The 13908-nt window shown below is 49.3% G+C and carries 11 protein-coding genes; 9 read left to right on the plus strand and 2 right to left on the minus strand.

Annotated elements, in window-relative coordinates:
• Nucleotides 1–8 precede the first annotated feature (8 nt).
• From HHL17_RS18805 to HHL17_RS18835, 7 genes are all read left to right on the plus strand, one after another.
• Nucleotides 9–998 carry an HlyD family secretion protein gene (locus tag HHL17_RS18805; protein ID WP_169226353.1) on the plus strand — a complete coding sequence of 330 codons (990 nt, stop codon included), beginning with the start codon at nt 9–11 and terminating at the stop codon, nt 996–998.
• Entirely contained in the window at nt 995–2164 is a 1170-nt protein-coding gene (locus HHL17_RS18810) for an ABC transporter permease (protein WP_169226354.1), read from the plus strand. Before HHL17_RS18805 ends, HHL17_RS18810 begins: the two co-directional genes overlap by 4 nt.
• Complete coding sequence (locus tag HHL17_RS18815) at nt 2157–3329, plus strand: ABC transporter permease (protein WP_169226355.1); 1173 nt, start codon at nt 2157–2159, stop codon at nt 3327–3329. The genes HHL17_RS18810 and HHL17_RS18815 overlap by 8 nt, the downstream gene beginning before the upstream one ends.
• A gap of 1 nt (nt 3330) precedes the next feature.
• Nucleotides 3331–4701, plus strand: coding sequence for an exonuclease domain-containing protein (locus tag HHL17_RS33845; RefSeq protein ID WP_169226356.1), 1371 nt, complete (start codon nt 3331–3333; stop codon nt 4699–4701).
• Nucleotides 4702–4787: 86 nt separating this feature from the next.
• Complete coding sequence (locus HHL17_RS18825; protein ID WP_169226357.1) at nt 4788–5717, plus strand: phosphoribosylaminoimidazolesuccinocarboxamide synthase; 930 nt, start codon at nt 4788–4790, stop codon at nt 5715–5717.
• A 104-nt stretch (nt 5718–5821) separates the two neighbouring features.
• The gene (locus HHL17_RS18830) at nt 5822–7618 is read left to right on the plus strand and encodes an ABC transporter ATP-binding protein (protein ID WP_169226358.1); all 1797 of its coding nucleotides are present in this window, start codon (nt 5822–5824) and stop codon (nt 7616–7618) included.
• Nucleotides 7619–7775: 157 nt separating this feature from the next.
• Nucleotides 7776–8213, plus strand: coding sequence for a DUF3276 family protein (locus HHL17_RS18835; protein WP_169226359.1), 438 nt, complete (start codon nt 7776–7778; stop codon nt 8211–8213).
• A 117-nt stretch (nt 8214–8330) separates the two neighbouring features.
• On the opposite strand, the gene pgi is transcribed toward HHL17_RS18835, so the two are convergent.
• Nucleotides 8331–9986, minus strand: a complete 1656-nt coding sequence (pgi, locus tag HHL17_RS18840; protein ID WP_169226360.1) for a glucose-6-phosphate isomerase — start codon at nt 9984–9986, stop codon at nt 8331–8333.
• 45 nt (nt 9987–10031) lie between these two features.
• Nucleotides 10032–10838, minus strand: coding sequence for a hypothetical protein (locus tag HHL17_RS18845; RefSeq protein WP_169226361.1), 807 nt, complete (start codon nt 10836–10838; stop codon nt 10032–10034).
• A gap of 164 nt (nt 10839–11002) precedes the next feature.
• Here HHL17_RS18845 and prfB point away from each other — a divergent pair.
• Nucleotides 11003–12098, plus strand: a protein-coding gene (gene prfB, locus HHL17_RS18850; RefSeq protein WP_169226362.1) for a peptide chain release factor 2 whose coding sequence is annotated in 2 segments (ribosomal slippage) — nt 11003–11062 and nt 11064–12098 — 1095 coding nt in all. Because the reading frame shifts where the segments join, the coding sequence is not laid out codon by codon here.
• Nucleotides 12099–12200: 102 nt separating this feature from the next.
• Entirely contained in the window at nt 12201–13832 is a 1632-nt protein-coding gene (pruA, locus tag HHL17_RS18855) for an L-glutamate gamma-semialdehyde dehydrogenase (protein WP_169226363.1), read from the plus strand.
• The last annotated feature ends 76 nt before the right edge of the window (nt 13833–13908 follow it).

A 13908-nucleotide genomic window follows, 5' to 3' on the forward strand; every position in this document is an offset into this window, starting at 1 on the left:
GTATATACATGAGCGCCGTATTTAAAAATTACTGGGCATTGCTGATACCCATGGTGGTACTGATCATTGCACTGATTTTTTTCCTGAAGAAGCCCGCTGCTGCGGATAGCACGGTCATCGGCATGGTAGACGCCGACTATGTGGACGTGGCTGCGGAATTTCCCGGCCGGCTGGACAGCCTGCTGGTGCAACAGGGCGACACGGTTAAAAAAGGACAACTGCTTGGTGTGCTGCGGTCTACTGAGATCAACGCTATCCGTAATCAGGCATTGGCAGCGATCGAAGCCGCACAGAGCCAGTTGCAGCTGCTGGAAAAAGGCGCCCGTCCGGAAGCCATCCAGGCGGCTGATAATCTCTATAATATTACGCAGGAGCAATATAAGCTGATGCAGAAAACGTATCAGCGGATGGAAAACCTCTTCCATGATGAAGTGATATCCGGACAGGAAAAAGACCTCGTGTACTTTAAACTGCAAGCGGCCAAAAAGGAAATGGAGACAGCCAAACTGAACATGGACATGCTAAAACAAGGCACCCGTCCGGAGATGTTACAGGCGGCTTCGGCCATCCTCAAACAGGCGCAGGAAGGTTACAATCTTACCAAAGCATTATCTGATAACACCTATATCCATGCTCCGTCAGACGGCATTATCTCTTCCATGGTCATTGAAGAAGGAGAGATCGTTTCGATCGGTTATCCGCTGATCACCCTGCAAAAGCCCAACACTTACCATGTGCGGTTCAATATCCGGCAGGACGATATGAACAAGCTGCCGGTAGGCACCAAAGCCCGGCTGGATATTCCCGGCTGCAGCCCGGAAAAATTTGAGGCGGTCGTATACAAAGTAGCGCCATCGCTGACGTTCGCCAACTGGATACCGGTGAAGGAAAAAGGAAAATTTGAACTGCGCACCTTTACCGTAGACCTCAAGCCTGTTAACCCGTCCGCCGTGCAGGGATTGCGCCCCGGCATGACGGCTTCGCTGAAAATGCCATGATACGTTCCATACTAAAGGTCGCTTTACGGGAATGGAAACGTATCCTGACGTTTCCGGTGTATTACCTGGCCATGCTGGTGCTGCCGCCGGTGTTGTGTTTGTTGTATGCCGGTATTTATAATAAACATTTTGCGGAAGACCTGCCGGTAGCTATCTGGGACGAAGCTAATTCACCACTGTCGCGGCAGTTTACTTTTATGCTGGAACAAACAGAAAGCATCCATATCACCCAACAGGTACAGAGCGAAGGGGAATTACAGGCCATGTTGCGCAATGGTAAGGTGATGGGGGCCATTCATTTCCCACGCCGGATGGATGAACAAATCAAAAGCCGACAACCAGTTTATATTACGATCTACACCAATGTATCTTACCTGGTACCTGCAAAACTGCTGTACAAAGACGCCGCGCAGGTGTTACTGACAGCCGCCGCAGGGGTACAACTGCAAAAGCTGATGAAAACGGGTATGCCTGCAGGAAAGGCGATGGCATTGGTGATGCCGGTGCAGTTACAGTCGTTTACGTTATACAATCCGCGGTACGACTATCAGCAGTACTTGGTGCCGGGCGTGATAGCGGTGGCCATGCAGATGATGATGATCATGGTTGTGGCGCTGGCGTTGAATTACGAACATAAGACCCACTCACTGGGAGAGCTATACGAAGTGTGTAATGGATCGGCTTCCAATGCCGTTATCGGGAAATCGCTCGCTTACCTCAGTGTGGCATGGGTGGACTATATCATGATCACGTTGGTCATCTATCCGTTGTTTGCGGCAGGGGCCCAGCTGTTCAGCTGGGGGCTGTTTACCATCTTCACTTTACTGATGCTGGCTTGTATCAGTGTGGGCATGATGGTGTCTGCCATCTTCAAAGACCTGCTGCTGGCCTGTGATGTAGGCATCTTTTATACGTCGCCGGCTTTTGTGTTCAGCGGGTTTACTTTTCCACGCTGGGGCATGCCCTGGTATGATCAGTACTATGCGATGATCATGCCGCTGACGCCCTTTGTAGATGCTTTTTTCAAGGTGTATTTTATGGACCTGCCGCTGCGTTACGTCCGGCTGGAAATGGCGCATATGCTGCTATTTGCCGTGATAGGCCTGCCGGTGGCTATGCTGCTTTTTCAGCGTACCCTTCAACAATCAACTTTGCAACATGCCTGACCGGAAAAACAGCATAGCGCAACTGTTCCTGCGGGAAGTAAAGCTGGTGGCCGGCAACCACAGCCTGTTTCTGACCCTGTTGCTGGCGCCGTTATTTTATGTTTTCTTTTATGGTACCATCTATAGTTATAAGGTAGAAGAAAAAGTGGTGCTGGCCGTTGCTGACGATGACCGGAGCGAGATGTCGCGCATGTTTGTGGAGCAGATGAATAATATGCAGGTGGTGGCCGTGATGCGGGCGTCTTCCCTGGAAGATGCACAGGAGCGGATGTATAGGGGAGAAGCGCAGGGGTATTTTTATATCCCCAAAGGCATGCAAAGCAAAGTACTGTCATTGCAACAGGCGGACGTGGTGCTTGCTGTGAACGGCGCGCGCTTCCTGCCTTCCAGTGAACTGACTGGCGCCATTACACAATTAGGACTAACTATCGGCGCCGGTGTACGATTGCAATACCAGGAAAAGATGGGGCTCAACTCCACCATGGCCTTGCAGGAAGCGATGCCGGTCAACATAGATTACCGGCCGCTGTATAACCCACAGGCCAGCTATGGCGGCTTTCTGCTACCGGTACTGCTGGTGCTTATCCTGCAACAGACGTTGCTGCTGGGGCTTTCCGGCAGTATAGCACTGGAACGGGAGAATCATGAAATCGGCCGGCTGGTGAAGATGGGAGGGGGATTGTCGGGCATGTTATATGGTAAAGCTGCCTTTTACCTGTTGCTGTACCTGGCTTATGCCGCATTTTTTATGACGGTCAACTACCAGGTGCTGCACCTGCCATTCCGGGGCAGTTACCGTGATCTGGCGGTTTTGTTGTTCCTGTTCATTCTCACGCTTATTCCGATGGCCGTATGGATAGGTACGCTGTTTAAGAGCCAGTTGCTGGCCGCTCAACTGATGGCGTTCTCTACATATCCTTTTTTTCTCATATGCGGTTATGCGTGGCCTTTTGAATCCATGCCGCTGGCCTTGCAGGGGCTGTCGTCGCTGTTGCCGCTAACGCCTTTCGTAAAGGTATACACGTCGATTGTACAAACCGGTGGCACCCTCCGGGACCATGCCGGATCGGTGGTACACCTGTTGCTGTTGTGGGTGTTTTATCTTTTGCTGGCATTATGGGGATTAAAACGATTGAACAAAAAGCAACAACCTTTATCTTTGTAAGGTGTACGCAATTGTCGATATAGAAACAACCGGGGGGCACGCCAGTGCCAACGGCATAACCGAGATAGCCATCTACCTGTTTGATGGCCGGGAAATCACACAGCATTACCAGACGCTGGTCAATCCTGGAGTGCCCATTCCTTATTACATAGAGTCCCTGACGGGTATCACCAACAGCATGGTGGCCGAAGCTCCCCCTTTTGAAGCGGTGGCGCCGATGATACATGAGCTGTTGCATGATAAAATCTTTGTGGCGCATAACGTCAACTTTGACTATTCGTTTGTGAAGCACCACCTGGCTGCCACCGGGCTGGACCTCCAGTGTAAAAAGCTCTGTACCGTAAGGCTGGGAAGGAAGATCTTCCCCGGACTGCCTTCTTATAGTCTGGGCAACCTCTGCCGGCATCTGGAAATCCCGATCAATGGCCGTCACCGGGCAGGCGGGGATGCGGAAGCAACGACGAAACTCTTTTCCCTGTTATTGCAGCACGATAAGGACAAGGCGATTGCCGGTGCGCTTAAGGCAGGTTCCAAGGAACAGTTCCTGCCGCCGAACCTGCAACCGGAGGTGGTGAAACTGTTGCCGGAAGTGCCGGGCGTCTATTATTTTCACGATGTAAAAGGGAAAGTGGTGTACGTGGGGAAAGCCAAAGACCTGAAAAAGCGTGTCAACAGCCACTTTACAGGTCATAGCGCCAGCCGTCAACGGCAGAATTTCCTGCGCACTGTATATAATATCACCTATCAGGAAACCGCCACCGATCTGATGGCCTGTATCCTGGAGTCGGTAGAGATCAAGCGCCTGTGGCCTGCTTTTAATGCGGCGCAGAAGAGAGTGGAGTTCCGTTATGGTTTTTATCTTTTTGAAGACCAGGAAGGGTACCTGCGCCTCGCTATCGAGAAAAAGCGTAAGTTCAGCCATCCGGTGCATGCCTTCAACCTGTTGATTGACGGGCATCGGCTGCTCAGGGCGCTGATCCGGCAGTTTGAACTATGCCCCAAATTGTGTTTTCTGCAAAAGAGCGGTGGCACCTGTGCCGGGAAAACGGCAGCTACCTGTCATGGCGCCTGTGAGAAGGAAGAAGTCCCGGAAGCATATAACCAGCGCGTAAAAGCGGCGATTGCTTTCCTGCAGGAGCAACAGCCTTCCGTAGTGATCATGGACAAAGGCCGTAACAGTGAAGAACAAAGCTGTATCCTCATGGAGAAAGGCCGTTTCTACGGAATGGGATACGTGCCCACGCACCTGCAAACAATGGATGCCGAACAGTTAAGGCCCCATCTGACACAGTATCCCGAGAATGAGATCATCATCAGTTTACTGAGGCCGTATGCCGGCAATGGGCAACAGTTAGCGTCTTCCCCGAAATGAATGGCGGAAAAAAAATTGAAATCATGCGATTCGTGATTTACTTTTGCTCGCAAATCACCGATAATTCATTTTTAATTTCATAATTCATGTTAGAGTCAAATTTCAAATTCCCGGGTCAGACCGCCTTTTACAAAGGGAAAGTACGTGATGTATACACCATTGAGGACAAGCTCATGGTAATGGCAGTAAGCGATCGTATCTCTGCGTTCGATGTAGTTTTGCCCCGCCCTATTCCTTACAAAGGACAGGTACTGAACCAGGTGGCTGCCATCATGCTGGAAGCTACTAAAGACATCGTGCCTAACTGGGTAAAATCTACCCCGCTGCCTAATGTAACCATAGGTTTGAAATGCGAAACGTTCCCTGTGGAAATGGTGGTGCGTGGCAACCTCACCGGCCATGCCTGGAGAACTTACAAAACCGGTCAGCGTGTACTCTGCGGCGTTACTATGCCGGACGGACTGAAAGAAAATGATTTCTTCCCTCAGCCTATCATTACGCCTACTACCAAAGCACACGAAGGTCATGATGAAGATATTTCCCGTGAGGAAATCATCGCTCAGGGACTGGTGAGCAAAGAAGACTACGAGCAACTGGAAAAATATACCCTCGCCCTGTTTGCAAGAGGTAAAGAAATGGCAACAGAACGCGGCCTGATCCTCGTAGATACTAAATATGAGTTCGGTAAAATCGGCGACACCATCTACGTGATCGACGAAATCCACACACCAGACTCTTCCCGCTACTTCTATGCAGAAGGCTACGAAGAAAACCAGAAAGCCGGTAAACAGCAGAAACAACTGAGCAAGGAGTTTGTGCGTGAGTGGCTGATGGAAAACGGATTCCAGGGCAAAGACGGTCAACAGGTACCTGAAATGACCGACGAGTTCATTACCAGCGTGAGCGAGCGTTACATCGAGCTGTTTGAGAACATCACCGGCCGCAAATTCGTGAAAGAAGATGTGGCACCGGAAGCAGCCGAAGCGAAAATCGTAGAAGCGCTGAAACAGCTGTAATCATTACGATTAAAATATGCAAGAGCGGAGGTCAGAGCATAAGCTTTGATCTCCGCTCTTTTTCGTAAGCTACTTTGGCTTACTTTTGTGTCAAAACTTTCCGATTGAAACATCTAGCTGCGCTTAATAAATACTTCATGGCCAACAAATGGCGCCTGATTCTTGGGCTGTTGTTTACGGCTATATCGATTGTCTTCAGTGTTTTTCAGCCTATCATGGTCCGGCAGATCTTTGACCTGCTGTCACATAATCTCGACGAATATCGCCTCTTAAGTGACACCAGTTTGAAGAGCGCATTCCGGTCCGACTTCTCCCGTATCCTCGCATTTTACGGTGTGAGCATTTTGATCTTTGCGTTGTTGAGTGGCTTTTTCCTTTTCCTGCAGCGGCAAACGCTCATCGTAATGAGCCGGCATATTGAGTATGACCTGAAGAACGAGATTTACCAGCACTATCAGAAACTGGACCTTAACTTCTTTAAGATGCACCGCACCGGTGACCTGATGAGCCGCATCACGGAAGACGTTTCCCGTGTACGCATGTACGTTGGCCCTGCCATCATGTACGCATCACGTACCCTGTTCCTGATCGTCATCATCGTATACCTGATGCTGGAGGTAAATCCTTTACTAACCCTGTACACACTGTCCCCGCTGCCTTTCCTGGCATTGACAATTTATTATGTCAACAAAATCATTCACCGTAAAAGTGAAAGGATACAGGCGGAGTTGTCTAACATTACTTCTATCGCGCAGGAATCTTACTCTGGTATCAGGGTGATCAAATCCTATGTGCAGGAAGATGCCAGCGGACGGCATTTTGAAAGCGCCAGTGAAGCGTATAAACTCAGTTCTATCAGCCTCGCCAAAACAGATGCGCTGTTCCAGCCTATCATGGCGCTGATGATCGGGCTGAGCGTGATACTCACTATTTTCATTGGCGGTTATCAGGTAATAGAAGGAAATATCACCGTTGGTAACCTCGCGGAGTTTGTCATTTATGTGAATATGCTGATGTTCCCGTTCCTGTCAATCGGCCTGGTGGCCACGATGGTACAGCGTGCTGCTGCCTCACAGCAACGGATAAACGAATTTTTGAAAATAGAACCGGAGATCAAAGATGAGCCAACTGCGCATACGGTGCAGCTGGAAGGAGCTGTGTGGCTGGAAGGCGTTACATTTACCTATCCTCATACCGGCATTACCGCACTGAAAGATATCAATCTGCATATAGCGCCGGGCCAGAAAGTAGCGGTCATTGGCCGTACCGGTTCAGGCAAGAGTACGCTGGCGCAACTGCTGATACGTATGTACGATCCGCAGAAAGGCCGTGTGATGCTGGATAAGCATGATGTCCGTTATATGCACCTGGAGCAGCTGCGTAGCCAGATCAGCTATGTGCCGCAGGACGTATTCCTTTTCTCAGACTCCATCGCCAATAATATCCGCTTTGGTGATCCGGCGGCCAATTTGCAGGCAGTGCAACAGGCAGCCCGGCAGGCTTCGGTAGAGAAGGACATCCTCGGATTTAACGAAGGGTTTGATACGGAGATAGGGGAGCGGGGCGTTACGCTCAGCGGTGGGCAGAAACAACGTATATCCATTGCCAGGGCGCTCATCAAGAACCCGGATATCATGATTTTTGATGACTGTTTGTCTGCCGTGGACGCCCGTACGGAAAAGGAGATCATTGGCAACCTGTACGCCTACCTGAAAAATAAAACTGCTATCATTATTACCCACCGGATCTTCTCCCTGTTTGAGTTTGACAAGATCATCGTGTTAGATGAAGGCAAGATTGTGGAAGAAGGAACACATGAGAAATTATTATCATTGAATGGTTACTATGCTGAACTGTACGCAAGACAGCAATCCGGCGATGAAGAAAGTGTAACTGAGTAACAATCACCCTCTTGCATAGGCTCTGCCACGGCCCGTTACAGCGGTGTTTTATGATTTTTCAAAATCATTTAAAAATATTTTGATATTTGTAAAACAATAGTATATTTGTTCCTTATTGTAACAGGATTTGATTCGTTAACACTTAAATCTATCAACTGTGGCGTACGAAAACACCAATCAACAGGAAAGAAACAATGATAGCATCTTTTCTAAACGATTGAAAGCGGGCAAAAGAAGGACGTACTTCTTTGATGTAAAGACCACTCGGGGAAATGATTACTTTCTGACCATTACAGAAAGTAAGAAACGTTTTAATGACAACGGCTACGACAGGCACAAAGTATTCCTGTACAAGGAGGACTTCAACAAGTTCCTGAATGCGCTGACCGAAACTATCAACTACGTTAAAACTGAGTTGATGCCCGATTTTGATTTTGATGCCTACAATCACGATTATGTGCAGGAAGACCAGGAAGAAACAGACGGCGACACTGAGGTAACCCCCCGTACCGCAGAAGTAGTAGCTGCCGATGTTGCTCCGATTGCGGCGTCCGCCCCGGCTCCACATAGCGCTGACGAGGTAGACAAATGGTAAATGTGATTCCCCTGAAGATAACCAACAACTAACGCAGGAATCACCGTCGTATTAAGTTATAAAAGAATCGCCCACTGAATATTCAGTGGGCGATTCTCTTTTATGTATAGCCTCGTATTATTGTTTCCTCATGGCTTTGAAGGCATTGATCAATCCGTTCGTACTGGCGTCATGGTTAGCGACGTAATCGTCGTTTTGCAGCTCAGGAAGGATTTTGCCGGCCAGTTGTTTACCCAGTTCCACACCCCACTGATCGAAGCTGTAGATATTCCAGATAACACCCTGCACAAAAATCTTGTGTTCGTAGAAAGCAATCAACATACCGAGGGAGCGAGGTGTGATCTCTTTCAACAGGAAGGAGTTGGACGGACGGTTGCCGGTAAATACTTTATAAGGCAATACCCGTTTGATCTCTTCTGCTGATGTATTGGCTTTCTGCAGTTCCGCCAGCACTTCCGCTTCCGTTTTGCCGTTCATGAGCGCCTCCGTTTGTGCGAAGAAGTTAGACAGCAGTTTTACATGATGGTCACCGATAGGGTTGTGGCTGATGGCCGGTGCGATAAAGTCGCATGGAATAAGCCGGGTGCCCTGATGTATCAGTTGGTAGAAAGCATGCTGACCGTTGGTGCCGGGTTCACCCCAAACAATTGGGCCGGTTTCATACTGAACAGGTTGGCCGTTACGGTCCACATGTTTACCGTTGCTTTCCATATTGCCTTGCTGGAAATAGGCAGCGAAGCGGTGCATGTACTGGTCGTAAGGCAGGATGGCTTCTGTAGCGGCGCCGAGGAAGTTACCGTTCCAAAGGCCTACCAGTGCCATGATAGCCGGTATGTTGCGGTCAAGCGGTGTTTGCGTGAAGTGATTGTCTGCCGCATGTGCGCCATTGAGCAGTTCGATGAAATGCTCATAACCGATGGTCAGTGCAATGGACAAACCGATAGCGGACCACAGGGAGTAACGGCCGCCTACCCAATCCCAGAACTCAAACATGTTGTTGGGATCGATGCCGAAGGCGGTCACCGCTTTCTCGTTGGTAGATAACGCCACGAAATGTTTGGCGACGAATTTTTCGTCTTTGGCATGTTCGAGGAACCAGTCGCGCGCAGTGTGTGCGTTGGTCATGGTTTCCTGCGTGGTGAATGTTTTGGACGCGATGAGGAAAAGCGTTTCATCGGGCGTAACCTGTTTCAGGGTTTCCACGATATGCGTGCCATCCACATTGGACACAAAGTGAGGCTGTATACCTGGCTTCCAGTAAGGCTTCAGCGCTTCTGTCACCATCACAGGGCCGAGGTCGGAGCCACCGATGCCGATGTTGACGATATAACGTATAGGCTTGCCCGTATATCCTTTCCATTCACCGGAATGTATTTGCCGGCAGATGTGGTCCATTTTGTTGAGTACGCCCAATACGTCCGGCATCACGTCACGGCCATCGAGCATCACAGGTTTGCCGGAGAAGTTGCGCAGCGCGGTATGCAGTACGGCGCGGTTTTCTGTAACGTTGATCTTTTCCGCGCCAAACATGGCCTTGATAGCGGCATTTACACCACATTCATCTGCCAGCGAGAGCAGCAGGTTGCGGGTATCTTCAGTGATCAGGTTCTTGGAATAGTCGAACAGGGTGTCTTCCAGTTGAAGCGAAAACGTTTTGAAACGTTCCTGGTCTTCCATAAACAAAGCACGCATTTGTACCTTTTTCATTTCGTCGGCATGTTTCAGCAATGCCTGCCACGCTTTGGTGGCCACTGGACTGGTAGATGGAAACATATAATAGCTTTAGTTAATTGCGCGTCAAAAATAATCTTTTACTTTTTAAGATCGGGGTTTCCTGTACAAATGCCAGGAAATAGCGATGGCGATAATACCAATGGCAATCACACAACAATGAATAACCGGCTGTTGTTCTATCACGCCGGCTTCTCTTCTTTTAATCAGAATACCATAGAATGCCCATACCGCCACGAGGGCATGCAGGATATTGTTGCGCCGGAACACCATCAGCACACTGATCAGCGTTCCCAGGGCAATCATGCTGATGGTCCACCACACCTGGAAGGCAACGCTGCCGGTCCATCCTGCGTACACCAGCAGGGTAGTGATATTGGCGAGGGTAGCGATGCTGATCCATCCCAGGTAAATACTGAAAGGTACATGGATGAACAGTCTCTCCGGTACACTGGGTGAAGTAAGGCCAATGCCAAAGTTCACATGAATGATAAAAAGCGCCGCGAGCAAAATCAATATCAGTCCAACAGTAACCGGCATCAGTTCATAATGCCAGGCAAACAGCCAGGTGGCATTCGCCACACAGCTGATGAGAAACCACTCTTTCATGGCGCCCATGACACGGGCCAGCACCTCGGGGCGCTTGCCGGAGAAAGCCAGCCACAGCTGATAGATCACAAAACAAAGCAATGAAAGGTAGATGACGCTCCAGATAGAAAAGGTGAAGCCCGGTGGTGTAAAGATATGGGCGTATTCATCAGATATCTCCCTGATCGGTTTGCCATTGATGGGCAGCAGCCATGCCAGCGCATTGGTGGCTATCATGAGCAAAAAAGCAAGGGCGTTGAATATCGATTTGTTTTTATAGTGAAGGGTTTCATGGGAGGCCATCATTGTAATAGGAACTTTTTTTAATATTATTTAAAAATATTACCGATGTGGATTCCCGCTCCAGCTGCAAAAATTATGCTAAAGCTATGTTAAAGGATTGCAGTAGCGTAATATAGAATTGAGATGACATTAGCAGAATTCCACATTTTTACCTACATTTGCCCGCTATGACAGCAGAGCAACTTAAAGCTATGAGGGACCGTCTTTATGTCCTGGGAGGTTTTCTTTAACGTCCCTGACCGAATAGCTAAAATCGAAAATGACAAACAACTGAGCCTGGCCCCCGGTTTCTGGGATGACAACGCCAGAGCTACCTCTATCCTGAAGGAAATCAAGGTAAACAAATATTGGGTTGACCTCTACGATAACGTACAGACTTCTATCGAAGACAGCAGCGTGCTCAATGATTTCTTTAGAGAAGGAGAGGCTACGGAAGAAGAGGTGGCGCAGGCTTACGGCACTGCGTTGACCGCTTTGGAAGACCTCGAATTCAAATCCACCCTGAACCAGCCGGAAGATGAGATGCCGGCTGTATTAACCATTAACTCCGGCGCTGGCGGCACGGAAAGCCAGGACTGGGCTGAAATGCTGCTTCGCATGTACCGCATGTATGGTGAAAAGCAGGGATGGAAAGTATCAGAAATTGACACGCAGTACGGAGATGGTGCCGGTATCAAATCCGCAACCCTGGAGTTCGACGGCGATTTCGCCTACGGGCACCTGAAAGCGGAAAGCGGTGTACACCGCCTGGTACGTATTTCTCCCTTCGATTCGAACGCCCGCAGGCATACCTCTTTTGCTTCCGTATATGTGTACCCGTTAGTGAACGACACGATTGAAATCGCTGTCAATCCTGCCGACCTGGAATGGGAATTCTATCGTTCCGGTGGTAAAGGCGGACAGAACGTAAACAAGGTGGAAACAGCCGTGCGCCTGAAACACGTCCCTTCCGGCATTATCATCGAATGCCAGCAGGCACGTACACAGGGTGAGAACCGCGAGAAAGCGCTCACCATGTTGAAATCACGCCTGTACGAAGAGGAACTCAGGAAACGCGAAGAGCTGAAAAACGCCGCTAATGCGAATAAGCGTAAAATCGAATGGGGCTCCCAGATACGGTCTTATGTGTTCCATCCTTACAAAATGATCAAGGACCACCGTACCGACTATGAAGTAGGTAACGTAGGCCCTGTGATGGATGGTGAGCTGAACGGATTTATCAAGGCTTACCTGATGATGCAGAAGGAAGAGGACAATAATTGATAATTATAGGTAAATAATTAATAGGTTTCTGCTGCAAATTTGACCGTAAATTTGCAGCGGAAACTTTTTTTGTTAATAGATATACCAACAAAATCTGAGGAAATGAATACAGGATATTTTCAATACGCAGCACCTGCTAATGAGCCCGTGTTGAGTTATGCACCCGGTTCCCCGGAAAGAGCTGCGCTGAAGAAACAATTGGCAGCATTTAAAGCTGAAGAGGCAGATATTCCGATGTATATCGGTGGTAAAGAAGTTCGTACCGGTAAAACGGTAGACCTGCGCCCGCCGCATGAAATCAAGCACAAGTTGGGTCATTTTCACCAGGGCGACGCTTCCCACGTAAAAGCAGCCATCACTGCCGCACTGGAAGCACGGGAGAAATGGGCAAACATGGATTGGGAAACACGTGCCGGTATCTTCCTGCGCGCTGCCGACCTGCTGGCTACCAAATACCGTTTCCATATCAACGCGGCCACTATGCTGGGCCAGAGTAAAAATCCCTACCAGGCAGAGATCGACAGCGCCTGCGAACTGATCGACTTTCTCCGCTACAACGTACACTTCCTGAGCGAAATATACCGCCAACAACCAGTAAGCGCCCCGCTGACCCACAACCGCGTGGAATACCGTCCGCTCGAAGGTTTCGTACTGGCTGTTACGCCTTTCAACTTCAGCGCTATCGCCGGTAACCTGCCTACCTCTGCTGCCATGTGCGGTAACGTAGTGGTATGGAAACCAGCTAACACACAGGTGTTCGCAGCCAGCGTATTCATGAAAGTCATGATCGAAGCTGGTCTGCCTGAAGGTGTTATCAACCTCGTATACGCTGGCGGTCCGCTGATCGGCGATATCTGCTTCGCTGACCCTCACTTCGCCGGCATCCACTTCACCGGTTCCACCGGCGTGTTCCAGACCATGTGGAAGACCATCGGTGAAAACATCCACAAATACAAAACTTATCCGCGTATCGTAGGTGAAACCGGTGGTAAAGACTTCGTCCTGATACATAAATCAGCCGATGTCGACATCGCTGTGACCGCACTCGCCCGCGGCGCCTTTGAATACCAGGGCCAGAAATGTTCTGCCGCCTCCCGCGCATACATACCAAACAATCTTGCTGACCAGATAAAATCCAAACTGGTTGCTGAACTGAAAACCATGAAAATGGGCACCACAGAAGATTTCAGCAACTTCATCAATGCGGTGATTGATGAGCGCTCTTTCGATAAGATCGCTACCTACATCGACAACGCGAAAAATGATCCTAAAGCTAAGATCATTGCCGGCGGCAACTACAACAAAACCGAAGGTTACTTCATCGAGCCTACCGTCATCGAAACCACCGATCCTAACTACGTGACCATGCGCGAAGAAATCTTCGGCCCCGTATTAACGATCCACGTATACGATGGGGAGAAATTTGAAGACATCCTCCACACGGTAGATAGCACCTCCGAATACGCGCTCACCGGCGCTATCATCGCACAGGACCGTTACGCAGTGGAACTGGCCACCAGGAAACTGGTGAACAGCGCAGGTAACTTCTACATCAACGACAAACCTACCGGTGCGGTGGTTGGCCAGCAGCCTTTCGGCGGCTCCCGTGCTTCCGGTACCAACGACAAAGCCGGTTCCATGCTGAACCTGTACCGTTGGTTAAGTGCCAGAAGCATCAAAGAAACTTTCGTTCCGGCTACCGACTACCGGTACCCGTTCCTGAAAGAAGCATAAGAACATCAAATGTTCATGATATAAAAAAGGCGATGAATATTTATTCATCGCCTTTTACTTATTTTGTAACTGAAAC

This window comes from Chitinophaga fulva (assembly GCF_012927205.1).
GTDB classification, from domain to species: domain Bacteria; phylum Bacteroidota; class Bacteroidia; order Chitinophagales; family Chitinophagaceae; genus Chitinophaga; species Chitinophaga fulva.

What these genes read in the sequence shown, in the direction of transcription:
- HHL17_RS18845 (WP_169226361.1), bottom strand. Translation starts at nt 10,838, where the DNA reads ATGATGGCCTCCCATGAAACCCTTCACTATAAAAACAAATCGATATTC.
- HHL17_RS18815 (WP_169226355.1), top strand. Translation starts at nt 2,157, where the DNA reads ATGCCTGACCGGAAAAACAGCATAGCGCAACTGTTCCTGCGGGAAGTA.
- HHL17_RS18825 (WP_169226357.1), top strand. Translation starts at nt 4,788, where the DNA reads ATGTTAGAGTCAAATTTCAAATTCCCGGGTCAGACCGCCTTTTACAAA.
- pgi (WP_169226360.1), bottom strand. Translation starts at nt 9,986, where the DNA reads ATGTTTCCATCTACCAGTCCAGTGGCCACCAAAGCGTGGCAGGCATTG.
- HHL17_RS18805 (WP_169226353.1), top strand. Translation starts at nt 9, where the DNA reads ATGAGCGCCGTATTTAAAAATTACTGGGCATTGCTGATACCCATGGTG.
- pruA (WP_169226363.1), top strand. Translation starts at nt 12,201, where the DNA reads ATGAATACAGGATATTTTCAATACGCAGCACCTGCTAATGAGCCCGTG.
- HHL17_RS18810 (WP_169226354.1), top strand. Translation starts at nt 995, where the DNA reads ATGATACGTTCCATACTAAAGGTCGCTTTACGGGAATGGAAACGTATC.